Genomic DNA, 24,652 nt, shown 5'->3' on the forward strand with positions numbered 1-24,652 from the left:
TCAGAATTTTGACGTAAGGGAGGGGTTCTGTCCAGAACCCCTTACTATTTTGCTAAAAAGGAGGGGACGCATATGAAAGTAAGATCTAACTTAGTGAGTGGTATTATTTTTATGGTTCTCGGTGCCGCACTTTTATTATTAATGAAGAGCCAGGTTATTGTGTATGGGGATGTCCCGTTCATCGAAAGTGCTAAGGTTATCCCATTTTTTGTTGAAGTTATCATGCTTGTTTGTGGTGCTATCCTTGTTATACAGAGCTTGTTCTTGAAAAAAGAAACATATGTGGATATTTGTTGGGCAGAACAAAAATATGCTTTGATGATCATTGGAATCTTTGCGGTCTTTGCGACTCTGATCTATTTTGCAGGGTTCATTGTCGGTGCAATTGGATTCATCGTGATGATGGCTTTCTTTTTCAGAGATAAAAATATTGTGCATATACTAATCCTCGCTGTATTGGCAATTCTCATTTATCTATTGTTTACGAGGGTTTTTAATATAAGCTTGCCTGGTTTTGGTGAGGTGAGGTAGAAAATGGTAGATATATTTGGACAAGTTGCAGTGCAACTATTTACTTTGCAAAATTTGTTTTTTGCCGTTGCCAGCGTATTTTTAGGCATAATCATCGGTGCAATTCCGGGATTGACGGTTACATTGGGAATAATCCTATTGCTTCCAATGACTTACGGGATGACTCCGATCACGGCAATCGTTGCCCTTTTGGGTATTTATGTCGGAGGATGTTATGGTGGTTCTATCAGTGCAATCCTGATAAATATCCCGGGCACAAACTCAGCCCTTGCGACCACTCTCGACGGCTATCCCCTGGCAGTCCAGGGTAAAGCCAACAAAGCCTTGAGCACCTCTCTTTTTGCTTCTTGTGTTGGTGGTTTCCTTGGTTCCCTGATTCTTCTTTTTGCCGCCCAGCCAATTGCAACCCTTGCAATGAAATGTCGTTCGCCGGAGTATTTTTCCCTGGCTCTTTTCGGTTTGACAGTCATAGCAGGGGTAAGTGGCGATAGTATCGTCAAAGGCCTGATTTCTGCCTGTGTAGGGATTTTTATTTCCTGCATAGGTCTTGAAAGCCTTACCGGTACGCTGCGGTATACCTTCGATTCGATGTTGCTGTTTTCCGGGGTAAGTCTACTCCCTGCATTGATCGGTCTGATTGCCCTGACGCAGGTCCTGATAAAATCAGTGGAAGAAAAGAGGGCTGTTGCACAAGCCTCAAACGTCAATTTCGTTGAGAAACTGAATGACCCACCGATTAACGGAGCTGAACGCCGTTCCATTATGAAAACCATTTTGAAATCGACCGGTATTGCAACCATCATCGGGGCGATGCCTGGTGCAGGTGGTGGAGTAGCCTCCTTCCTCAGCTATAATGAAGCCAGAAGAAGCAGCAAGCATCCGGAAGAATTCGGAAAAGGCTCTCTGGAAGGCATTGCTGCTGCCGAGTCAAGCAATAATACTGTGGTAGGTTCTGCCATGATTCCTTTGCTTACCTTGGGTATCCCAGGCGATGGCGTTACCGCTATCTTGCTCGGCGCTTTCATTTTGCATGGGATGCAGCCGGGACCCAAACTCTTTACTGACCAGGCAGTCGAGACATACTCTATTATAGTGGGATTGGTAATTTGTAATATTATCCTCTATGTACTCGGTAGGCTCTGCACGAAGCAAATTTCAAGAATCATCAATATTTCCTATAAGATTCTTGGTAGTGCCATTGCCCTTTTCTGCTTTGCCGGTGCGTTTGCGAATAGCGGGAGTATCTATGAGATGATTCTCATTGTGCCTCTCGCAATTGTCGGTTACTACCTTGGTTTATTGGGCTTCTCTGTAATCCCGATGATGCTTGGGTTGATCCTTGGTCCAATTGTTGAAGTAAACTTTACAAGGAGCATGATTGTTTCCTTCGGTGATCCCCTGATATTCTTCAAGGAACCTGTAAGCTGTATTATCTTGGTTTTTGCCTTGATCTTTACTATTTTGGTAATGAAGATGAACAAGAAAATGGAACTTGACAATCCTGAAACGGAAGGACTCAGCGAGTAATTGCCTGCGTTCGGTTTGCTTGCAAAAAAAAATAATGGGAAGTTATGAATATGTCGAATTCAATGAATGTCTTATATGTGCCTGTTGGTGTCGGTACTTTCGATTTGGTCTGTGCTCAGGATCAATTTGAAAAGTCTATTGCCCTGCTAAGAAACCTCTATCCGGAGGTAATTGTCCCTGAAGAGCCTTTGTTGACCCTTGCAAAACTGAATGCTTTTTTGGATGCCAATAATCCGGATTTTGTTATCGTACAGAATATTACGTTCGCAAATTCGGCTTATGTAAGTGAAGTACTTGCTCGTTTTACCTGTCCTCTGTTGCTTTGGACTTTAACCGAACCTATCGTTGATGGGGCTCGCTTGCGACTCAATTCCTTGACAGGGGCCTATTCTGCAGCAAATACCATGATGCTTTTGGGCAGGAATGACTTCTTGTATGTGCTTGGAGGCCCAGAGGATACAAGTGTAATTGCAAAGGTTGGCCAGGCCTTGGCCGCTGTCGGTCTTAGGTACGATCTCAAGGGAATGAAAATGTCTGCTATCGGCCATACCCCCCAGGGGTTTGGCTTTGGTAGGGCCCTGGACAGCGAACTGCTGAAGACCTTCTCTGTCCGGCTTGAAAGTATCGAAGTCAGGGAATTGATGGAGAAGGCCCGTTCCTTCAAGCAGGGGGAGAGCGACCAGTACAAAACGCTTATGGAAGAGAGTACCTGCAACTGTGTGGAATGCCCCCGTGAAAGAATGGAAGATTCTGCCCATCTCATGCATGCCTATATGGATTATGTACAAGAGAATAACATCAAAGCACTGGCTTCCCGATGCTGGCCTGATTTTTTCACTTCCTACGGGACTCCTGTCTGCTCGGTACTTTCTTTGCTCAATGACCAGGGGGTTGCCTCTGTGTGCGAATCAGATATGTATGGAGCCCTATCCCAGTTCGTTGCAAGGAATCTGACAAAGAAAAGCTCTTTCTTCGGGGATCCTGTCTATATGGATGAAGAAGCCGGGACCATAACCTATTGGCATTGTGGCATGGCAGCACCTTCTTTGGCACAAAACAAGTGTGCTTGCATCGGGGTTCATCCCAATCGGAAGATTGGACCGGTCATGGACTTTGCCTGTGCCCCCGAGGAACACGTTACCATCTTCCGTATCGGAAGAAAGATGGATGGTACCTTCAGGCTTTTCTCTACAAAGGGGAGTGCTTTGGATGTCCCCAAGCAATTTTCGGGAACTTCGGTTGTGGTAAAGACTGACCATGATGCAAGGGCCGTTGTGGAAAAAAGTGTAGTCGATGGCTGGGAGCCTCATTTTGTTGTTGCCTATGGCGATATCCAAGAGACCCTCGCTATGTTTGCAAAAATCATGCATATCGAGTTCTGCGCCTATTAATCAGTACTCTCCCTTTCCCCGATTTCTTGTGGTTGAGGAATTGATTGACTGTTCACCACGTTCTATGTTTTTATATGTAGGGGGTGGTGAATCTTTATCTGATCCTTTTGCGGGGGTCTGGCTACTTGATAGATAGGATTTCTGTATCTGATACATCCCAACCGAGACAACGGCAGGAAAGCGAGGGGGTGACAAAGGTCCTTGCAATTCAATAAAGGCAAAGATTCTGCTTTATGAATAATAGCGGATAGTAAACTCACTTCTTGTGGATTTTTTCATAGGAAGGGGGTAGACTGATTTAGTATGGAGGATGTAATGCAAGGAAATCCGCTGAGAGCTTCTGATTTACGAGTGCACAACCAGAATATTGTCTTATCCCGGATTCATGCTTCCCAGACAGTAGGGACATCCCAATCTGAAATAGTCCAGGCTACTGGTTTGAAGGCCCCTACGATTTTCAGGATTTTTTCTTCCTTGGAAGAAGAGGGTCTGATCAGATCGATTTCCAATGACCTCGAAGAGGGGGCCTTGGCTAAAAAGGGAAGGCGCCCAGTCAATTTTATCGTATGTAAGGATGCCCGGTATTCGATCGGGATTGAATTCTGGACCGCCTATCTTTCCATCGGGGTTTTTAATTTTCTGGGAGAACGAATTTACTCGAGCATGCATCCGCTTGCAGATAGGGTAACTGCCGATGAGGTTGTTTCGCTCATCGTCAAGCAAGTCAAGGAAATAATTGAAGAACTGAACATTCCCATGGAGAAAATGCTTGGCCTTGGGGTGGCAGCCCCCGGGCAGGTTGACCTGGCACAAAACCGGGTTGCCTATTATCCTCGTATTGTAGGTATGAAAAATTACCCTATCGTGGAGGTCCTTCAACAACAGCTCTCCCTTCCGGTAATCCTTCACAACAATTGCTCGGCCCTGGCTTTCAGTGAATATCGCTATGGTGGTTTTGACCATGATGGTTCCATGTTTACCTTCCTGTTGAGAACTGGGGTGAACGGGGCCTTTGTCCATGATGATGTTATTTATACCAATAGCAAATCCCTTACCATTGAGACAGGGCATATCCCTATCAATTTTGATGGTCCCCGTTGCAGTTGTGGTTCCCGCGGCTGTCTTCAGGCCTTCCTGCAGGACCTCGATCCAGATTCTGTGGACAACCGCCTGGCTTTGTTCGAAGGGCTGGATGCAAAACTGAAGGATAATGATTTGCAGGCGCTGAGGACTATTGAACGGGCTGCAGGATATCTTGTAATTGCCATGAAAGTAATCATGCGGTTCCTTGCTCCGAAATCATTCCTTTTTGTTGGTTGCTCAGCTACGGTTTCGGAAGCGATCTGTAATCAGGTGCGACGTTTGATTTCTGAACCGGACGCTTTTGAAACTGCCCCCCCTAAAATATTTGCTACCTCATACGATCCTTTGCTCGCACAAAAAGGCGCCTCTGATTTGGTTTTGGTAGATTTCTTCAGGTAGCAGCGTCTTCTTTCTCAAAGGGGAAGGCGCTTTCCCCAAACTCTTTTTTGCGGATACCCCTGGTCACCTTACACCTCATGTATAAGCCTGCAGCTAACGCGTACAGTACGCGGTCGACCAGGTTCACAATCTTTCTATAAAATCTTTGAACCCAATTACGTTACAGATGGTTGGTTCGGCTTTTTCCATTGATTTCAATCGATGTCTTGGATGTAGCTTCTTGGGAGGTTTTTGAATGGTTTCCCTTTGGGGAAAGGCAGGCAGGAATATTCCAATCTACATTTGCGTGTTGTACCATTCAGATAGTGATTTTAAGTAAGATTTTTACAACATTCGTAATGAATTCTGGTAAATATTTAGTGAATATTAGAGTGCCACTGTTGATTTCTTAATGTATTTGGTCGTAATTGAATGTTTATGAATATTTGTATTTAGAAAAAAACATTGACAGTCAGTAAAAACCATGGTTACACTGATATAGTGAAATTACTTTCTATAAGAAACTAAATACAAAAGGAGATTCTTATGTTGCGTAAATCAAAGACACTGGCAGTGTTGCTCGTAGTTCTTTCGTTGGTTTTCCCTCTGTTCGCACAGGGGCAAACCGAAGCATCAACCCCGAAGGAAGTTGAACTTCGATGGGCAAGCATCTGGGTAGGCAATGATAGCAAGGCCCCTGCAGTAGAGGCATTGGTGAATGAATTCAACGCCGCAAATGCAGGAAAAATCAAAGTTGTCATCGAGCCTCAGCCCGATTACAATGCGTATGAACAGAAAGTCCGTACTTCCCTGGCAGCCGGCCAGGCCCCTGCGGATATCTTCACGATCAAATTCAATCCTACAACTGCTACGTTCTACCAGTCAAAATTGCTAATGGACTTCGCAAAAGTAATGGATTCCGAGTGGAAGTCAACCTTTGACGCAGGCTCTTTGGCCCAGTCAACCGTAGATGGTGTTCTCAGATCCCTCCCGATGGAAGTTGCCATTCTGCCCATCTGGTACAACATGGACGCTTTCAAGTCAGTCGGTGTTACCTCAGTACCAAAGACCATGGATGAGTTGATGAGCGCATTCGACAAGCTGAAGGCTGCAGGAATTGCCCCTTCGAGTCAGATGACTGGCGATACAAACGCTTGGACTTCCATGATTTGGTTCTCCCACCTTGCAGTCTCCCTCGGCGGAGTCAATGTCTGGGACAAACCCTTTACTGATCCTGCTTTCGTCCAGGCAGCTACCATCTTGAAGAAGGTAATTACCGATTATTCTACCGCTGATGCAGTAGGCCTCGGTGCAGGTGGAAGCGGCGGGCATTTCCTTGCCGGACGCACTGCCGTGTTCTCCAACGGACCTTGGTATGCCGGTCGTGCAGACCTTGCGGCTACCCCGTTCTTCAATTCGATCAAGATTGACAAGCTTGCCCCTGCCGGGTCAACCTCTGATTTCATGATCAGCCGCCTGCAGGCAAATATCTGTGCAGCCTCAACGAATGACAAGGCTAAAGAAGCAGCTATCCTTGAGTTCATGAAGTATTTGACCAGCAAGGCAAGTATCGCCCGCATTGCAGAATCCTCTGGTGCAATGTTTGCAATCAAGTCCGGTTACATGCCCGTCAAACCGCTCCAGAAGCAGTTCTATGAACTGGCCAATTCTGTTTCTGCAACCTCTTTCGACCTTGAGGCAGCCCTTGGTGCCGAAGTTACCCTTGAGTTTGCCCAGCAGCTTGGTGCCCTTGCCCTGGGGAATATCACCCCTGAAGAATTCTGTGCCCTGGTTGACAGGAAGATTGAACGCTAAAAGTCTTTATAGCCACCATCAAGCAATGATGGTGGCTTCAATTCCCCCTTTTTCTGAGGAGTCCAAACATGCAGGCAAACAGCAAACGAGGTAGAACAATTTGGGGTGGAAGGATACTTTTCCTCCTTCCTGTTTTCCTGTTCTTCTTTTTCTTTTATCTTTACCCGTTCGTTTTCACCATTTTTACCAGTTTCACTTCTTGGCGTGGCATTGGTTCCATGAAATTCAACGGATTACACAACTATGTGAAATTACTCTCAGACCCTACTTTCAGAAAAGCCCTTGGAAACAACATCATCTGGGCTCTCTGCCAAGGTTTCATACAGGTTCCCCTTGCCTGTCTCGTTGCCATGATTCTTGTTCGTAAGCCGAAAGGCTGGAAATTCCTGAGGACGGTGTATTACCTTCCCAATGTAATCTCGACAGTAGCCTTGGCGATGGTCTGGGTTGCCATTTACAATGTCACAGGACCCTTGAATTTTATTTTGGAAAAACTGTTCGGCATGGAAAGCAAAAACTGGCTCGGGAATCCCGATACTGCCTTGTTTTCTGTTATTTTCCAGACCGTTATCTATATTGGTTACTTTATGATAGTTCTCCTTGCCTCTGCGATGAATATTTCCCGTTCCCTCTACGAAGCAGCAGAGATTGATGGGGCGAATACCCTGCAACAGGAGATTCATATCACCCTCCCCATGTTACGCGGAAGCCTGATCACTACCATGACGTTGGCAATGGCTTATGGAATGAGGCATTTTGAGTCCACCTTCCTGATGACAGGGGGAGGCCCTGCCTATTCGACAACCACCATGGGTATTGACCTGTACCTGAAGATGGATGCCCTGCGTTACAGCGAAGCTAGTACTGCCGGCGTATTCCTCATCTTGTTGGGTACGGTGGTCATTACGCTTCTCAGAAAGCTCTTCGGGAAATCTGACCCGATGAGCGATATGGCACAGTAGGAGGCTTGGTATGAAAGTAAAACATAGTACCCTATGGGTTTTTGGCAATACGCTCAAATGGATTCTGTTGCTTGTGCTGCTGGCCCTTGCACTGCTTCCTCTTATCTGGCTCTTTATCAGTTCGCTCAGGACAAACCTCGAATTACAGGTTTCCCCTTTTGGACTGCCTGAGAAATTGCAGTGGTCGAACTATAAAAATGCCTTGGCCATGGCGAGTCTTCCCCGATTGTTGTTCAATTCGGTTTTTGTCGCTGCCTGTGCGGTAATCCTGAATATGCTGGTTACGGCTATGGCCGGTTTCATCCTTTCCAGGGAACACTTCAAGGGTAGGGATATAATCTATACTGTTTTGACTGCAGGGGTTTTGGTACCAGTTATTTCATTTATGGTTCCCTACTTTTCCCTGATAACCCATACCGGTCTTTACAACACCCTTTTTGCGTTGATCCTTGTCTATACTGCGGTCAATATCCCCGTTTCCATCTTTTTGGTTACTGCTTTCATGAAAAGCATTCCCAAGGAACTTGAAGAGGCGGCGATTATCGATGGCTGTGGTTTTCTCAAGCGTTTCACCAAGATTATTCTTCCTTTGTCACGTTCGGGGCTAGTCACTGCAGGGACTTTTTGTTTCATCTATTCCTGGAATGAATTCCTCATGGCCATGTTGTTGACATCCAGTATTGAGGCAAGGACTATCCAGCTTGGGATCAAGTTCTTCTCAAGCCAGTTCATTACCGATTACAGCAGTATGTATGCTGCAGTTATCATTACCATTATCCCGAGTGTTGTCGGATATGTGATGCTGCATGACAAGATTATCGGCGGACTTACCGCCGGAGGGGTTAAAGGCTAAATATGATTAGTTGTACGATGGAGCAGGATCGTTTGGTTGTTTCCTACGGTAAGTTGGTTTTGATAAACCATAGCCCGCAAACACCATTTGTTACGCTCTATAAGGGAGCTGAATCCATAGATATGTATCGCGGCAACTTCTTTATCGAGGATAGCCTGAACGAGACGCTCCCTTTGAAAGAGTATTCCCTTTCCGAGGTTTTGGAGGAAGGCCGGGTTTACTATAAGATTGTCTTCAGCAATGGGGAAAACAGGCTCACCTGTATTCTCATTGAGAAAGCAGGGAGAATCGAGATTTCCTTTTCTGCGATTCCAGAATCCTACAACAGGATTGAACTGTGCCTGGTAGCCAATGATGATGAGCATATCTATGGTTGTGGCGAGCAGTTTTCGTTTCTCGACCTGAGGGGTAAGCAATTTCCCCTTTGGACAGGGGAGCAGGGAGTAGGGAGAAACAAGAATACGAATATCACCCAGATTGCCGACCGTGAAGACAGGGCAGGTGGTGATTACCATACCACGTTCTATCCGCAACCCACCTTTGTTTCGAGTAGATCCTATTTTTTGCATGCTGAAACCTATGGGTACGCTTTGTTTGATTTCTCCCGACCCCTATGCCACCGCCTTAGGTTCTGGGATGTGCCGTCTTCTTTGACTATCAGTACAAAACCAACTCTTCTGGAGGTAGTCCAGGATGTTTCGGCTTTGCTTGGGCGTCAAGGAGAACTTCCCTCCTGGGTGTATGACGGGGTTATATTGGGAATCCAGGGAGGAACGGGTACCTGTCTTGCAAAGCTTGACGCCATGCAGAAAGCCAATGTTCCTGTCACCGGTATCTGGGCTCAGGACTGGGAAGGTGAAAATTATACCAGTTTCGGGAAAAGACTCCGTTGGAACTGGCAATGGGATAAAAACCTATATCCCGGCCTTGATACAGTCATTCCAGAGCTGATGAAGCAACAGATTCGATTCCTAGGCTATATTAATCCCTATGTTGTCGTAGATGGGCCTTTGTTCAACGAAGCCAAGAAAAAAGGTTTTCTTGCCCTTACCAAGGAAGGCAACGTCTTTCTCGTAGACTTCGGTGAATTCGATGCAGCCATTGTAGATTTTACCAACCGGGAAGCTGCAATCTGGTATAGGGACGTTATCGAGAAGGAACTCATTGGATTCGGATTGTCCGGGTGGATGGCTGATTTCGGGGAATATCTTCCTACTGACGTTGTCCTTTATGATAAAAGCTCTGCTTTGGTAGCCCATAATGCATGGCCTGGTTTCTGGGCGCAAGTCAACAAAGAGGCTATCGAGCACAGTGGCAAAAGTGACGAGTGTTTCTTTTTCATGCGCGCAGGGAATGCGAGAAGCCTTGCTTCCTGTCCGATGATGTGGGCCGGGGATCAGAATGTCGATTGGTCAGAAGATGACGGGCTTCCTTCTGTCCTTACCAGCGCCCTTTCGCTGGCTATGAGCGGAATGGGGTTGCAGCACAGCGATATCGGTGGTTATACAACCCTGTATGGCATGAAGAGGACCAAGGAGTTGTTGCTTCGTTGGACTGAGTTTGCCGCCTTCACCCCGCTGATGAGAACCCATGAAGGGAATCGGCCTAAGGATAACTGGCAGTTCGATAGCGATGCAGAGACCATTGGGCTTTTTGCCAGGATGGCAAGCCTGCATAAAGACCTCAAACCGTATCTGCAGCATGGCGTGAAAGAAAACGCTGAGCAGGGTATTCCCCTGATGAGGCCAGTGTTTCTCCATTACCCAAAAGAGCCTTTTTTTGAGTGCAAGGATTCGTATCTTCTGGGAAGGGACCTTTTTGTTGCCCCTGTGATGAAAAATGGCGAGGTTCAGCGGAAGGTATTCCTGCCAGATGAAAGCTGGGTTCACCTGTTTTCCTCTAAGCGATACACAGCGGGGAACCATCTCATTGAGACCCCGATTGGGAGTCCTGCCGTCTTCTATCGGGAAGATTCCCCCTTTGCAGAATTGTTTTCCGGTATTTCAATCAAATACAGGACCTAAATCTTTCTGTCAGTCAAATGCTTTTGTAACGTTCCCGAGGATATTTTCGGGAACGATTGATTTTATTAGGCTCAAGGATTCTTTCTTGACCAGTACAAGGATGCCGGTAAGCGTATTTTTCGCCAGTGTGTAGACAGGGCTTGCTTTTTTCATGACTTTCTTTTCCACAGAGGCATATTGGCTTTTGGTCTTGGCATCAGATCGGAAGTTCCCGAAATCCCAGTCCTGTACATCGTAGGACCCTTCAAGCATTGATTCTTGCGTATCGGGAAGCTTTGGAAAAAAATCCAACTTGGTCAGTTCTTCCACCTGGTCTATGGTGGTAGCAAACGATTCCAAAGGTTCTGAGGATCCTTTGTTGGGAAGTAAAAAGGCTATGGCCTTGATAGTGGGTTCGGTATAATCCAGCAGGACCTTATAATATTGCTTGGGTACTGCCACTTTGTTTTTCCCGATAGTTTCGTAGGGCCCATCGGTTAATACCGGTCCGGTAACAATATAGAGTGCACCGTCTGTATCGACAAAATTTCGCACCGCAGATTCCAGATTGCTCCATATCCCACGGTTGAACTGCGGATCCTGGGGACTCATGTTAGTCAGATAAAAAGAATCGTCCATGGCCTCAGCCGACCAGTTTGAGTCAGCTGCGGGGATAAGGTGCCCTCGGTCATATCCGCTGCCTTTGTAATCATTCAGGGACGCCGAACCGTATTGGGCTTTGAAGTCGGGTCGGAAATTGTCAGTTCGTTCAAACGAACCGTAAAGCTCCTCACGGGTCAATTCATACGCAACCCAACGGGCTTGCTCATACTTGTCATCGTAACAGAGTGTATATCCGGTATGGGAAATTATTTCGTCATTGTCTTTGCTGGCAGGAAGCTCAAGGTCTTGGATTGTGGAAATGGCAGAATCTTCGAATTTTGCTTCTGACGGTGCGAAGATTAGGGTAAGGATCCAAAGGATAAGTAAAATGACTAAAAGCCGGGCAATCCGTTTCCCGCGTTTCTTAGCCTTACTGACCTTGGCATCCAGACTCTTCTTGATTTTACTTTTTCCCATGGTAGCAATCTCCCTATATGGTAGGGAGTATATAGGGCATACGGGGAAAGGAAAACCTAGGGATTGACTATGGCTTGAAAAAAGCTGCAAATCCGTTTGACAGAATATCATTGCAATGGTAGCATACTAGTATGTAAGTCAGATTTGCTTGTTTTAGTCTTTTAGGAGGACTGTATGAAAAAGAATGTTATCGGAATCCTGGCAATTGTTGCTTTGCTTGCCACGAGTATTCCCTCTGTCTTTGCACAGGGTGGATCAGAGAAGGCTGATAAGGTCTATACCTTGAAACTTTCGACACAGCTCAATGAAACAACCCCGATGGTTGAAGGCTTCAAGGAATTGGCAGAGTCGGTCAAGGCCAAATCCAATGGTCGCTTGGTCATTGAGGTATACCCTTCTGCCCAGCTTGGTTCTGACGAAGATGTAATTGAACAGGCCTTGCAGGGTGTCAACGTTGCCGTTCTTACTGACGGTGGCAGAATGGGCAACTATGTAAATGATATCGCAATCATCGGAATGGCCTATTTTGCAAACAACTATGATGACGTATTGAAAGTCACCCAGAGTGAAATCTTTGCTGGATGGGAGAAAGAACTTGCACAGGAGAATGGTATCCGTATCCTGTCTTTTAACTGGTATGACGGTGCAAGAAGTTTCTTTACCAATAAAATCGTAGAGACCCCTGCCGATTTGAAGGGTTTGAGAATTCGCACCCCCGGTGCACCTGCCTGGGCACAGAGTATTGCCGCCCTTGGTGGTACCCCCGTTGCCATGCCTTGGGGCGAAACCTATTCCGCGGTTCAGTCAAAAGCTGTTGATGGCTGTGAAGTTCAGTTGACTTCTGCCCTTGGTTCAAGGATCTACGAAGTCCTCAAATATATGGACAAGACCGAACACTTCCAGCTGATTAATGGCTTGATTGTCGGCGAGAAATGGTTCAATACGCTTCCTGCAGACTTGCAGAGCCTTTTGCTTGAGGAAACAAAGAAAGCCGGCGAGAAGAATGCCCGGTATGTTGAATCAAAAATTGCAGATATCGAGAAACAATTGGTCGGGTATGGCGTAACCGTTATTGAACCGGATGTAGCGGCCTTCAGGGAAGCCTCTGATGCAGCCTACGAAAAGCTTGGTTTTACGGATCTCAGAAAACAGATTTACACACAGATCGGTAAATAATCTACAACATACTAGCTGGGGGCACCGTAGTTTTTTGCCCCCGGCTCTTTTTTCGGTTTCCTTCGGGAAACCGAATTATCTACGAATGATTATCTTGGATTTTCTGGTTTTTCCAGGGGGATTCAGGAAAAGGGAGCTTTTGGCTTTGAACAAAATTCAGAACATATACGAAAGATTCTGCAAGGCAGAAGAATTTCTGGCTAGCATGCTCCTTGTGGCAATTACTGTTTTGGTATTTACCTCTGCAATTGCCAGGACCTTGCATATGCCATTGAATTGGGCTGTCGATATATCCTTGCTGCTATTTGCCTGGCAGGTTTTCATCGGTGGGGATATTGCCATACGGAATACCAATTTGATTGGTGTTGAGATATTGGTCAATTATTTTCCAGGGAAAACCCAGAAGATGATTAAAATTGTGTTTTTTTCAATGATCATCATGTTTTTGGGAGTGTTGGTATATTTCGGTATTCCCCTTTGTCTGCAGAATACCAAACGATTGTTCCAAGTTCTTCCGTTAAGTTATTCATGGTGTACGCTCAGCGTTCCTGTCGGAGCTTTCTTGATGATTATCTCCTCGAGTATCCGATTGGTTGAAATTGTAAAAAAACCTGTCTCATTCTGGGAACAGGGAAGGGGAAACAACTAGTATGGGTGTAGCAACAATTGTCTTTATCCTTCTTCTGTTGTTCGGGATGCCGGTAGCTTTTGCCATTGGTATTTCCGGTCTCGCGTTTTTCATGGTAACCCAAGGTCTCCCTTTTACCATCGTCGTTCAGAAAGTATTGGCAACCACCCAGTCGTTCACTATGCTTGCAATCCCTCTTTTTATTTTTGCAGGTAACCTCATGAACAATACAGGGATTACCAAACGCCTGATGAAACTCGCTGATGTAGTAACCGGGCATATGTACGGGAATGTCGGCCAGATTTCCTGTGTGCTATCTACCCTTATGGGGGGTGTTTCAGGGTCAGCAAATGCCGATGCGGCAATGGAATCGAGGATCCTTGGCCCTGAGATGGTAAAACGCGGGTATTCCAGGGGTTGGTCTGCAGCGGTAAATGGGCTGTCTTCTTTGATAGTCGCCACAATTCCCCCTTCCATGGGTCTGATCATCTACGGATCTGTAGGTGAGGTTTCCATTGGCAGATTGTTCGCCGCAGGAATTATCCCTGGTTTTATCATGATGATTGCCTTGATGTTGGCAACCTCTATTACTGCAAGGAAACGGGGCTATAAACCGGACCACGAGAAAATATCTTCACCCAAAGAGATTTTTATGGCCATGGTCGACGGAATCTGGGCTCTGCTTTTTCCTGTTTTGTTGATTGTTTTTATCCGGTTCGGGATTATGACCCCTTCGGAATCGGGAGCCTTTGCAGCAATCTATGCTATCTTTGTAGGTTCTGTAATTTACAAAGAACTCACGTTGAAAATATTTCTCCAGACCTTGAAGGACAGTACCAAGGATATCGCGGTAGTTACCCTTATCCTGGCCCTTAGCGGGGTGTTTGGGTATGGGATTGTGTATGACAGGGTACCTCAGGTAATTGCTTCGGCGTTGATAGGGATTACCAGTAACCCTACGCTCATGCTCTTTCTGATAGTTTTATTGCTTACCATTTCCGGTATGTTTGTTGAAACAACGGTTGTAGCGCTGCTTTTGACTCCGATTTTGCTTCCGGTCGTTACTTCGTTGGGAATCGACCCTGTACATTTCGGCATTGTCATGATGACTGTTACGACTATGGGGATCATGACCCCGCCGGTAGGGATTGCCCTCTATACGACCTCCTCCATCATGGAATGTTCACCTGAGGAAACAGCAAAAGCCTCACTTCCTTTCTTTGTGGCAATCCTGGCGGTTGTGCTGGTCATTATGTTGTTTCCCCAAGTATCCTTGTTTATTCCTAACTTGGTATTCGGTGTGGCAATGTAGTTTTTTCTCCCTAGGGATTCGTTCGGCTTCGGTTGCTGCCAACAGGTACCTGGTCTTCCAGGTCCGTTGGTATTTCCCGTGAAGAGAGAATCCCTAGAGCGTAGTCTTGATATAAGAAGAACCCCAGGAGGGATACGAAAATATGAAGATGGTACTCCGTTGGTTTCCCCATGGGGATGACAGCGTAACATTACAGCAGATACGACAAATCCCAGGGGTTAGCGGGGTTGCTACCTGTTTGCCCAAAATTCCCGTAGGGGAAATCTGGCATTCAGTGGAAATTGAGAGAGTAAAGCAGGAAGTTACTGAAGCAGGTCTTGAGATGGAGGTTATTGAAAGTGTGAATATCCATGAGGATATCAAAAAAGGCTTTCCCTCCCGAGACCGGTATATTAACAATTATATTGAGACGATACAGAATCTTGGGAAAGCTGGGGTTCGCTGTCTGTGTTATAATTTTATGCCGGTTTTGGACTGGGCCAGAAGCGATCTCGCTTTCTCCCTTGCTGATGGTTCTACTGTCTTGTCGTACCGGCATGAGCAGGTTCTGAAAATGAATCCTGATCGTATGGCCCAGGAAATGAAGAAAAAGGCATTGGGTTTTTCCCTTCCCGGATGGGAAAGCGAACGGTTGTCTGCGATGGCTGCGGATATTGAGTTTTACCAGCAGTTTACAGAAGATGACTATTGGAAAAACATGAAATATTTTCTGGATGCAGTGATTCCTGTTGCCGAAGCTTCTGGGATAAAGCTGGCAATTCATCCGGATGACCCACCCTGGCCCTTGTATGGTTTGCCCAAGGTAATCATCGATGCTGAGCATATCCGTACTTTTTTGAATCTCAACTCCAGTGAAAACAATGGATTGACCTTCTGTACGGGTAGTTTGGGAAGCAATATGGACAATGATCTTCCTTCAATGATAACTGAGTTTGGGAAAACCAATCGAATTCATTTTGCCCATCTCCGCAACATAAAGCATCTTGATAAAAAGGATTTCGATGAGAGCGCCCATCTTTCCTCCTGTGGGGATTTGGATATGTTTGAGATATGCAAGGCACTTTTGGATACTGGCTTTGACGGGTATATTCGACCTGATCACGGAAGGATGATCTGGGGTGAAAAAGCCCGTCCCGGGTATGGTCTCTATGACAGGGCTTTGGGAGCGTCCTATCTTCTCGGACTATGGGAAGCAATAGGAAAAATGGCAAAATAGAAGATCCGAAATGAAATACATGGAAATCAGGACAGATAAGCTGTATTTTTAACAGAGAATGTTTTCAAAAGGGATAGGAAAAAAAGGGTAATGATAGTAACAGAGAGAACCGCAAGGGAAACAGCAAGGGAATTTGCTTCTCGCACCATAAAGAAAAATATAATCAATCTTGAACTTGCTCCGGGATCTCTGGTCAGCGAGAGCGAAATCGCTGCAATTCTTGGACTTTCGCGAACACCGGTTCGAGAGGCTCTGATGGAATTGGGAAAAACCAATCTGGTAGAGATCCTGCCACAGAAGGGTAGTCGTATTTCTCTTATCGACTATAGCATGGTAGAGGAATCACGATTCATTCGGTTGGTCCTTGAGTGTGCAATCGTTAAGTTGTTATGCGGGGGAATTTCAAAGGAAGCATATGCTTGCTTGCAGGAAAAAATCAGGCTGCAGGAATTTTATGTGGAGCATAATGAGCCCTTTAAGTTGCTTGAACTGGATAATGACTTTCATAGGGAATTGTTTTCACTGGCAAACAGAATGCAGACCTACCAACTTATGAACAGTATGACTTCGCATTTTGACAGGGTCAGGAGTATGAGCTTATCGACTATCAAGGATATAAAGATTGTTGAAGACCATATAGAAATACTCCAGGCAATCTATGAGAAGGATCCAGAGAAAGCTGAAGCTCTGATGACCAAGCATTTGTCCCGATATAAAATCGATGAGAATTTCATCAGGACAAAATACCCGGCCTATTTTAAAGCCTAGAAACTAAGCGGACGGTTACCTTACATAGGAAATCGTCCCTTCCTTAGGCTTTCTTGCTTCACTCTCGCTTCCCTGTGCATAGCCTAAGGCAAGAGTGGCAGTGACCTGGAAGCCTTCGGGGACCCCGTATTCGCTGAGTTTCGTGTCCAATTCACTGTTTCCGTTGATACGGTTGCACCACACGGAACCTAGACCAAGGGAATGGGCAGCTTGCATCATGTTTGTCATGGCACAGGCAGTGTCTGCCTGGGCGAAACGATTGCCTTGTTCGATGGAGACAATAACCAGGGTTGGGGCATGGTAGAAGAACGATTTGCCTTCCCCTGCCACTAGGGTATCCAGTTTTCTCAGAAGTCCAGGGCTTTGCAGGACGGTAAAATGCCAGGGTTCCTGGTGCATCCCGTTGGGAGCATTGATTGCAGCTTGGAGAACCAGGTCCAGTTTTTCGTTCTCGACCTGCTTCTCTTGGAATGAGCGGATGCTCCTTCGGGAAAGTATGGATTTCATAACTTCATTCATTTTTTAATTCTCCAGTAATAGGAATTATACCTCTTCACATTTTCCATTCCAATAGGGTATGTTACAACCAATGAAAATACTATCGCAAATTGGAATCCTCTTTGGAGTGTGCTTGTTGGGGGAGTGGCTATCGTCTCTCCTTCCTTTTGCGCTCCCCGGTAGCATCGTCAGTATGATCTTGGTTTTCTTTTTCCTGCTCACAGGAATTTTGAAAGAACGGCATATCGACAAACCTGCAGATTTCCTTCTGACAAACATGACTTTCTTTTTTATTCCCTCGGGAGTCAGGATCATAGAACACTTCGATTTGCTCAAAAGTGTATGGTGGCAGTTGCTGGTAATCTCGATTGTTTCGCTGCTGGCTTGTTTTGTGGTAAGTAGCTGGACCGTAGTTTTGGTTAGCAAACTCCTAAACCATTGGAGGAACCCGACCCATGACTGAATTGTTTTCCAACCCGCTCTTTGGTATTGCCCTCTCCATTGCAACCTACGCCATAGGGATGTTTCTCTTCAGAATCACCAGGCATCCTTTGGTAAACCCCCTTGCCATTGCCATGTTCCTGTCAGGCGCTTTTCTGGTTGTCTTTGACATTCCCCTTTCCTCTTATGATGAGGGAGGAACTATTATTGCCATGTTTTTGGGACCTGCGACTGCAGTCCTTGCCATGGCTATCTACAGACAGAGAGCAATCGTTGCAGAGAACTTGCTACCAATTCTACTGGGCACATTCACCGGAAGCATCGCTTCCATGGGCACCATTGCTTTGATGAGCAGGTGGTTAGGTCTTGATGAAGTCGTTTTGGCCTCCATGCTTCCAAAATCCGTGACAACCCCCATAGCGTTGGCTGTGTCACAACAGCTGGGAGGGGTACAGGCCCTGACTATAGCTATGGTTATCATAACTGGAATATCCGGAAATATCTTTGCCCCGGTCCTCGTAAAACTGTTCAGGGTAAAAGACCCTGTCGCACAAGGTGTGGCTATTGGCTCCTGCAGCCATGCAGTCGGTACGAGCAAAGCTTTGGAAATGGGGAAGGTACAAGGTGCGATGAGCAGTATCGCAATAAGTTTCTCAGGCCTTTGTACTGTTTTGCTTGCGCCGCTTTTTCTCTGACAGTGCGATTCTTTCCATCGGGACGAAGCCTTGCCCGAGGGCTTGGTACGTCTCGTGTACGAACATAAAGGCGTTGGGATCTTCCTCATGCACAATCTGGGTCAATAGATTGATTTCCTGGTTGTGTACGACAGCTAAAAGCATGGTCCTGGTTTTTCCGGTAAAAATTCCGACCCCGTTGAGAATCGTACCCCCATGGTTGAGTTCCTTGATAATCCTCTGACCTATCGCCTCATGTTTTTCACTGACAATATAAGCTGTCTTTGCATATTTTGTTCCAAGGCTCATCACGACGAAATTGATCATCTGGCCGGAGAGGTAGAGGGTGATAACGGCAAATAATGCCCGTTCAAAACCGAAGACAAAGGCTCCGATTATTATGACCAAGGCATCGGTGAGGAACAGGGCAGTGCCGAGCGGGATAGGGGTGAAACGGTTGACTATCTGGGCAATGATATCGGTACCCCCGGTATTTGCCCCGGCGCGCATGACAATCCCGATGCCGCTTCCAAGCAATACTCCCCCGAAAATCGCAGAGAGCAGGGTATCCATCCTATCGCTATAGGGGAGGAATCCCTTATACTCGGTCAGCCGGCCGAACAGGCTGACCCAAAAAGAAAGCAGCAGGGTCCCGGCAAGACTGGACAGGCCGTATAACTTGCCGAAAACCCTGAGCCCTATGGCAAACAGCGGTATAGAGATACATAATATGGTGATTCCAGGGTCCCACCCCATGACGTGAAACAGAATAATGGAAATACCATTGACTCCACCGCTTGCAATCTTGGCAGGGGTGATGAACGTGGCAATGGAAAACCCGGCAACGCAGGTTCCCAAGGCTATATAAAAAGCTTTCGAGAACGTTCGTACAGAAGGTACATGCATAGCTTTAAAATCCTCTCAATGCCCACAGGATACTTGGTATTGTTCCTGTGGACAACAGAGGCGATTGCACTACTTTACATATTTTTCCAAAGTTGAACGAATAGCTCCTTTTGCTGCTACCATTTCGGTAAAATAGCTTTCTACAAGCTTTCCCATACCAATTGCATAGAGGTCGACACCGAAGATCGATTCATCACTGAGTATCGGCTTGAGCGATTCCGTGAAAGGTCCCTTGTCGCCTAGCTTGATATCCTTGACGTACGCCATCTCCTGCTCGAGTCTCGGGTCGGAGCTTGGGGTGAACGTTTGCCCTTCATCATCGACGCCCATCAGGTAACGGAGATACCCGGCGAATACCAGAGGGATCATGTTCAAGTCTTCAAGGTTAAGCTTGTCATTTGCCATATAGGCCTTGATGGTTTCCCCGAATCTGATTCCCAGCTTCTGGGAAGTATCGGTGGCGATGCGCTGGGGGGTGTCAGGCATAAACGGGTTGGGGATACGCTTTTCCAGAACTTCACCGATAAATTGCCTGGGGTCGAGGATCTTGGGATCGACAACCACCGGCATACCCTCGACGTATCCGATAATATGGACAAGTTTGTTGAGGATCGGGTCTTTCATTTCATCTGCGATCAAGGTGTATCCAAGCAGGCAGCCATAGATTGCCAGGGCTGTATGCAATGGGTTGAGACAGGTGCAGACCTTCATCTTCTCAACCTTGTTGACTGTATCGCGGTCGGTAAAATATACCCCGGTATCTTCGAGGTGTGGCCGGCCATTGGGGAAGGTGTCCTCGACTACCAGATATTGGCATTCCTCGGCATTCACGAACGGGGCAATATAGGTGTGCTTGTCGGTAATGACGAGCTCGGTATCCTCGAAACCGTCTTTCTCGAGCATGGCCTTGACATTTGCGTCAGGGCGCGGGGTGATTTTATCTATCATCGACCAAGGGAAGGTTACGCTAGTTTTGAGATAGTGTTCGAATCCACTTTCTGCCAATCCGTTTGCAATCCATTGCCCTGCTATGGTCATAACCGCATTCTGGAGTTTTTCACCGTTATGCGAGCAGTTGTCCATGCTTAACAGCGTAAGGGGTGCTTTGTTTGCCAGATAGCGTTCATAGACAAGGGCAGTGAGTTTTGAAAGGAACATGGAAGGAGCTTTCGGGCCATTGGCAAAGTCGGCAAGCATGGCAGGGTAGTATTCACCGTTCCCACCTTTCAAACCATAGCCTTTCTCGGTGATAGTAAAGGTAGCCATCTGGAGTGAGGGATTGCAAAAGGCTTTCTTGAAGGCTTCCCATTCGGTTGTAAACTGGGGGTCGCATTTATAGGCAGCTGCCACTGAGGCAATGACCTGTTTGTCAATGGAACCGTCGCTCTTGAGGGTTACCATCAGGGTGAGGTTGTCATTCTTCTGGTAGATCTTATCAATTATCTCATAGTCGAACCCTTCGCCTACGATGATACCGGTTTTGCTTTTCCCTGTTTCAAGCAGACTCTGCTGCAAGGCTGCCGGAAAACCACGGAAGATATTGCCGGCTCCGAAATGAATCCAGGTCGGGTTTTCCAGAGTCTGCTCAATCATTGCTTCCCGATTGAATTTTGGGATACCGAAGCCTTTTGCTTCCCAGGCCGCACTATCGGCCAAACTCTTTGCATTCAATTTCATATGGGTCTTCTCCTAAACATGTATATCAGTTCTTTGGGATAAGGAATGCCGAGGGCATTTCTTTCTTGAAATAATTGGGATGCCTTAGCATCATGAGCTCTGTTTCTTTCAATAATTTCTCGAGATGGTTGTTCTCAATGGCAAGCACCTTCTCCAGGTCTTTTTGTCTGATTGCTTCCAGCATGGCTTTATGCTGGTCGATAATATTGCCCAGGACATCTTTCTCCGCGAACGAGAGCAACCTGATCCTGTGATGGTTGCCTCCTTGGTTTTTGGTGATATCCCAGAGCCTTTCCATATAGATTCCTGCAAAAATTATGGAATGGAACGTATCGTCAAATTCCAGAAACTGGATGAAATCTTTGGCTTCCATTGCTTTCTTCTGCATTTCAATGGCATTTTCCATCAAAGCAATATCCTTGCCTTGGGCAATTGGGACAAATTTTCGAACAGCACTTTCTTCCAGGCTTTTACGAAGAAAGCGCTCTTCCTCAACCTGCTTTAAATCTATGCAGGAGACTCTCGTGCCTTTTTGGGGGAAAATATCCACCAGGTTGTCCCCGCTGAGTTTCATGAGGGCATCGCGCACCGGAGACCGGCTGACTTGCAATTGTGAACATAACAATTGCAGGTCCAGCTCTTGCCCCGGTTCAAACCGGAGCGAAAGGATCTCGTTGCGTAATTTCTGGTAGATTTCCTCAGAAGCTGTAATTCTCATTACCTGTGCCATTTCAGTTCCGCTCTGAATTCTTTTCAATTGCCTCGAAAAGACCCAGGATATATTCAGCCCCGAGGGCACGGTCATACAGGCCATAGCCGGGCATTGCAACCTCACCCCAGATCATGCGGCCATGGTCGGGTCTGACAGGACCATCGAATCCGATGTCATGCAGTGCCTTGCAGATTTCATAGAGGTCAAAGGAACCGTCGCGGGAAAGGTGTGCAGCTTCCTCGAAAACCCCCGGGGCATAATGGTGGAGGTTTCGTACATGGGCAAAATGGATTCTCCCGGGCAGAGCGCGAATGATTCCGGGCAAGTCGTTGTTGGGGTTGGTACCAAAAGATCCTGCACAGAAGGTAAGGCCGTTGAAGGGTGCATCGACTGCATGCATCACTTTGAGGATTTTTTCCTTGCTGGTGATAATGCGGGGGAGATTGAAAACAGGCCAAGCCGGGTCATCGGGATGGATGGCCATTTTGATACCATAGGTTTCACAAATAGGCTGGATGGCCTTTAAAAAATAGACAAGATTGTCGAAGAGATCATCTTCGGAGACGTCCTTGTAGGCATCGAACAGGTCCTTGACCTTTGCAAGTCTCTCGGGTTCCCAGCCTGGCATACTGAATCCGTTGGAATTGTCATTTGTCTGATTGAAGAACGTCTGAGGGTCGATAGTGTCGACAACCTTCTGGTCGTAGGCAAGGACGGTAGTCCCGTCTTCCCGCATTTTTGCGAGGTCTGTACGGGTCCAGTCAAAAACCGGCATGAAGTTATAGCATACCATCTTGATGTCCTCTTTCCCGAGGTTTTCAAGGGACTTGATATATGCTTCGATATACTTGTCACGGTCAGGGGTGCCGATTTTGATCGCATCGTGTACGTTGACACTTTCTATTCCCAAAAGTTTGAGACCCGAGGCCTCTATTTCTTCTTTCAATGCATGGATTTTATCCTGTGGCCAGACTTGCCCCGCAGGGATGTCGTAGAGCGTGGAGATAACCCCTTCAACACCGGGAATCTGCCGGATTTGCTTGAGCGTTACCGTATCGAATTTGGAACCGTACCAACGAAGAGTCATTTTCATATGAGTGCCTCCAGAGTTAATTGCAACTACAATCTAACATACTAATATATTAGTTGCAAGATACAAAGCGCCTATCCTTTGTACGCTTCTTTGAGGTTTTTATTAGCGTCTGTCGCCGAGTATCAGCATGGAGGAGGGTTTGTCGAGAAATAAATTGCATGCAACCTTCGTCCTGAGTACCGTGCAGGGAGCGTAGGGGGACACTTGGTCATACAGGCACATTGCCACCGCCCTTGCCTTCCTCTGGTCCGGAACAGAACAGATAACATTGTTTGCTTTCAGGATTTGCCGTATAGACATGGAAATCGCCTGTGTCGGTACTTCTTCCAAGGACGCAAACCATTTCTCGCTTACTTGCTGGCGCCTGCACCGTTCCTCAAGGCTTACCAGGATGAAGGGGTCATTGGTTTCGAGGTTTGCCGGTGGATCATTGAAAGCTATATATCCGTTTTCGCCTATTCCGAGAAACAGTACATCAATCTCTTTGTCCTGTATGAGGTGATTCAATCTTTTAAGCTCTTCGTTGAGGTCGGGGGCGTTGGCCTCAATTTCATGAAAGGCCTTGAGATTCTTTGCTTTCCCGATAAAATGAGACTCCAGGTAACTGCGAAAGCTTGCTGGATTCGATGAAGGAAGCCCGACATATTCATGGAGGTGGAAAGCCTCTACTTTTTCCCAAGGAATGGACTCTTTGACCAGGGTGTCATACATTTCTGTTTGGCTCAGGCCAGTTGGGAGGACAATGGTTGCACTCCCTTTCTTTGAGATTGCTTCCCTAATCAGATTTGCCCCTAGGTTTGCGGCTTGCATGCCCAGGTCGTGTTTGTCATCGCAGATAGTAATTCGCATAGGTTCCTCTTGCAGGTATATAGATTCAAAATCCAAAAGTTTATATTTTTTTACGTAGGTGGTTCAGATTATGGCGACAGTTGTCACAGATAGGCAAGGTCGCTTGAAGTCTGGGAGGAATTCCAGTTTTCGGTGCTGATGAGCACTTGCTTGGTAATGATAGTTCCTTCCATCTGGGAAAACAGTTTATCCAAGGTTATCGCTTCCCCAGCTAGGTTTACAACAAGGAACAGGATTCCTTTTCGGGAGACCTTTCTGGTGAATGCATCAAATAGATGTCTGAAAAGGCCTAATCCCCTGAAATCCGGTCTGTTGCCGAAAAAAAGAATCTCGGCAGTGTCTACAGAGAGCAGTCTGTAGGCAATAAACCCTGCAAGTTCCCCGCCTTGGGTACGTGCATAGACAAATTCGAGGTCTGCTGCAGACTCCAGCCGGGAACGAATAAGATGGGAGCTTTTTTTCTGGGTAATGCCGCTTCCCTGCATTTCCTCCAGCAAGGATTGTTTGAGCTCTTCCAATTCCTGCCTTGATTCCCCGGTGGTTTCCGTATAGAGGACGAAATCTTCCTGGAGAATATCATCAGTCAATTCTTCCGGTTCGGGTTCGAGTCCTTTGAGTTGGATCGCACCGTTGTTGCTTTTATACCATGTGAGGACCTTGCGCTCCATTTCCAGGTCCTTGAATGCAAACCACTGTCGTTCCAAGGCCGGTTGTTCGCAAAGGATATCCTTGAAACGCCTGAATACCCCTTTGCCTGCCTGTAATGCATTCTGGAGTTTTTCCCTATAGAGCGGGTTGCGCACCAAATTCGAAAACTTATCCATCATCCTGAAGCCGTCGGCCGGTTCCCAGTCGGGGACAGGGAGAAAACGGTCGGAGAAATCCTCTTGTTCTTCTTCGTCAATTTCATCAGATTGGACAAGTCTTCCGGTTTTTAAATCCAAAAAATACAGGCTTTCCTGGTCTTCCATGGCAAAAATGATTTCATCGCGCAAAAAAGGCGTTAGCAGTGGAAGAGTATAGGTTTCGTTCTGGGTTTCCATACCTTGTATTGTAGTATGCATTTGAATGCTTGGCTA

Annotated in this window: 23 protein-coding genes; 15 read left to right on the forward strand and 8 right to left on the reverse strand. The window is 46.5% G+C overall.

From position 1 onward, the window contains the following. Window positions 1-72 precede the first annotated feature (72 nt). The 8 genes from SPIGRAPES_RS16650 to SPIGRAPES_RS12645 all read left to right on the forward strand — a co-directional run bounded on the left by SPIGRAPES_RS16650 (window position 73) and on the right by SPIGRAPES_RS12645 (window position 10,564). Entirely contained in the window at window positions 73-531 is a 459-nt protein-coding gene (locus SPIGRAPES_RS16650; RefSeq protein WP_014271131.1) for a tripartite tricarboxylate transporter TctB family protein, read from the forward strand. 3 nt (window positions 532-534) lie between these two features. Further along, window positions 535-2,058, forward strand: coding sequence for a tripartite tricarboxylate transporter permease (locus SPIGRAPES_RS12615; protein WP_014271132.1), 1,524 nt, complete (start codon window positions 535-537; stop codon window positions 2,056-2,058). Between the two features lie 50 nt (window positions 2,059-2,108). Then, a complete protein-coding gene (locus tag SPIGRAPES_RS12620; protein ID WP_014271133.1) occupies window positions 2,109-3,449 on the forward strand; it encodes a fucose isomerase in 1,341 nt (446 codons plus the stop codon). A gap of 315 nt (window positions 3,450-3,764) precedes the next feature. Next, on the forward strand, window positions 3,765-4,931 hold the full coding sequence (locus SPIGRAPES_RS12625) for an ROK family transcriptional regulator (protein ID WP_014271134.1): 1,167 nt from the start codon (window positions 3,765-3,767) through the stop codon (window positions 4,929-4,931). A gap of 525 nt (window positions 4,932-5,456) precedes the next feature. Beyond that, window positions 5,457-6,725, forward strand: coding sequence for an ABC transporter substrate-binding protein (locus SPIGRAPES_RS12630; protein ID WP_014271135.1), 1,269 nt, complete (start codon window positions 5,457-5,459; stop codon window positions 6,723-6,725). Between the two features lie 218 nt (window positions 6,726-6,943). Next, entirely contained in the window at window positions 6,944-7,687 is a 744-nt protein-coding gene (locus SPIGRAPES_RS12635; protein ID WP_245535434.1) for a carbohydrate ABC transporter permease, read from the forward strand. 10 nt (window positions 7,688-7,697) lie between these two features. After that, the gene (locus SPIGRAPES_RS12640) at window positions 7,698-8,540 is read left to right on the forward strand and encodes a carbohydrate ABC transporter permease (RefSeq protein ID WP_014271137.1); all 843 of its coding nucleotides are present in this window, start codon (window positions 7,698-7,700) and stop codon (window positions 8,538-8,540) included. Window positions 8,541-8,542: 2 nt separating this feature from the next. Continuing rightward, window positions 8,543-10,564, forward strand: a complete 2,022-nt coding sequence (locus SPIGRAPES_RS12645; protein ID WP_014271138.1) for an alpha-glucosidase — start codon at window positions 8,543-8,545, stop codon at window positions 10,562-10,564. A gap of 9 nt (window positions 10,565-10,573) precedes the next feature. Here the strand turns inward: SPIGRAPES_RS12645 and SPIGRAPES_RS12650 are convergent, their stop codons facing one another. Next, entirely contained in the window at window positions 10,574-11,623 is a 1,050-nt protein-coding gene (locus SPIGRAPES_RS12650; RefSeq protein WP_014271139.1) for a DNA/RNA non-specific endonuclease, read from the reverse strand. Window positions 11,624-11,797: 174 nt separating this feature from the next. On the opposite strand from SPIGRAPES_RS12650, the gene SPIGRAPES_RS12655 reads away from it, so the two are divergent. The 5 genes from SPIGRAPES_RS12655 (at window position 11,798) to SPIGRAPES_RS12675 (ending at window position 16,723) form a co-directional block, all read left to right on the forward strand. Then, window positions 11,798-12,799, forward strand: a complete 1,002-nt coding sequence (locus SPIGRAPES_RS12655) for a C4-dicarboxylate TRAP transporter substrate-binding protein (RefSeq protein WP_014271140.1) — start codon at window positions 11,798-11,800, stop codon at window positions 12,797-12,799. A 145-nt stretch (window positions 12,800-12,944) separates the two neighbouring features. Next, window positions 12,945-13,448 carry a TRAP transporter small permease gene (locus tag SPIGRAPES_RS12660; RefSeq protein WP_155816743.1) on the forward strand — a complete coding sequence of 168 codons (504 nt, stop codon included), beginning with the start codon at window positions 12,945-12,947 and terminating at the stop codon, window positions 13,446-13,448. 1 nt (window position 13,449) lies between these two features. Next, entirely contained in the window at window positions 13,450-14,739 is a 1,290-nt protein-coding gene (locus SPIGRAPES_RS12665) for a TRAP transporter large permease (RefSeq protein WP_014271142.1), read from the forward strand. Between the two features lie 142 nt (window positions 14,740-14,881). Further along, window positions 14,882-15,955 (forward strand): mannonate dehydratase, encoded by a 1,074-nt coding sequence (uxuA, locus tag SPIGRAPES_RS12670; protein ID WP_014271143.1) that lies wholly within the window; start codon window positions 14,882-14,884, stop codon window positions 15,953-15,955. A gap of 90 nt (window positions 15,956-16,045) precedes the next feature. Further along, on the forward strand, window positions 16,046-16,723 hold the full coding sequence (locus SPIGRAPES_RS12675; protein WP_014271144.1) for a GntR family transcriptional regulator: 678 nt from the start codon (window positions 16,046-16,048) through the stop codon (window positions 16,721-16,723). 15 nt (window positions 16,724-16,738) lie between these two features. Here the strand turns inward: SPIGRAPES_RS12675 and SPIGRAPES_RS12680 are convergent, their stop codons facing one another. After that, window positions 16,739-17,242 (reverse strand): nitroreductase family protein, encoded by a 504-nt coding sequence (locus tag SPIGRAPES_RS12680; protein ID WP_014271145.1) that lies wholly within the window; start codon window positions 17,240-17,242, stop codon window positions 16,739-16,741. Window positions 17,243-17,312: 70 nt separating this feature from the next. Here SPIGRAPES_RS12680 and SPIGRAPES_RS12685 point away from each other — a divergent pair, with 70 nt between their 5' ends. Together SPIGRAPES_RS12685 and SPIGRAPES_RS12690 are read left to right on the forward strand one after the other, a co-directional pair. After that, on the forward strand, window positions 17,313-17,684 hold the full coding sequence (locus SPIGRAPES_RS12685) for a CidA/LrgA family protein (RefSeq protein WP_014271146.1): 372 nt from the start codon (window positions 17,313-17,315) through the stop codon (window positions 17,682-17,684). Next, the gene (locus tag SPIGRAPES_RS12690; protein ID WP_014271147.1) at window positions 17,677-18,357 is read left to right on the forward strand and encodes an LrgB family protein; all 681 of its coding nucleotides are present in this window, start codon (window positions 17,677-17,679) and stop codon (window positions 18,355-18,357) included. The genes SPIGRAPES_RS12685 and SPIGRAPES_RS12690 overlap by 8 nt, the downstream gene beginning before the upstream one ends. Here SPIGRAPES_RS12690 and SPIGRAPES_RS12695 read toward each other — a convergent pair. From SPIGRAPES_RS12695 to SPIGRAPES_RS16655, 6 genes are all read right to left on the reverse strand, one after another. Continuing rightward, complete coding sequence (locus SPIGRAPES_RS12695; RefSeq protein ID WP_014271148.1) at window positions 18,316-19,242, reverse strand: YitT family protein; 927 nt, start codon at window positions 19,240-19,242, stop codon at window positions 18,316-18,318. The two genes, SPIGRAPES_RS12690 and SPIGRAPES_RS12695, sit on opposite strands and share 42 nt — an antisense overlap. A gap of 69 nt (window positions 19,243-19,311) precedes the next feature. Next, window positions 19,312-20,919, reverse strand: coding sequence for a mannitol dehydrogenase family protein (locus SPIGRAPES_RS12700; RefSeq protein ID WP_014271149.1), 1,608 nt, complete (start codon window positions 20,917-20,919; stop codon window positions 19,312-19,314). Between the two features lie 25 nt (window positions 20,920-20,944). After that, complete coding sequence (locus SPIGRAPES_RS12705; protein ID WP_245535435.1) at window positions 20,945-21,637, reverse strand: GntR family transcriptional regulator; 693 nt, start codon at window positions 21,635-21,637, stop codon at window positions 20,945-20,947. Window positions 21,638-21,650: 13 nt separating this feature from the next. After that, on the reverse strand, window positions 21,651-22,724 hold the full coding sequence (gene uxuA / locus SPIGRAPES_RS12710; protein WP_014271151.1) for a mannonate dehydratase: 1,074 nt from the start codon (window positions 22,722-22,724) through the stop codon (window positions 21,651-21,653). A gap of 102 nt (window positions 22,725-22,826) precedes the next feature. After that, on the reverse strand, window positions 22,827-23,573 hold the full coding sequence (locus tag SPIGRAPES_RS12715) for a 6-phosphogluconolactonase (RefSeq protein ID WP_014271152.1): 747 nt from the start codon (window positions 23,571-23,573) through the stop codon (window positions 22,827-22,829). 83 nt (window positions 23,574-23,656) lie between these two features. Further along, window positions 23,657-24,616, reverse strand: coding sequence for a GNAT family N-acetyltransferase (locus SPIGRAPES_RS16655; protein WP_172635098.1), 960 nt, complete (start codon window positions 24,614-24,616; stop codon window positions 23,657-23,659). Window positions 24,617-24,652 lie beyond the last annotated feature (36 nt).

Source organism: Sphaerochaeta pleomorpha str. Grapes (assembly GCF_000236685.1).
GTDB classification, from domain to species: Bacteria; Spirochaetota; Spirochaetia; order Sphaerochaetales; family Sphaerochaetaceae; genus Sphaerochaeta; species Sphaerochaeta pleomorpha.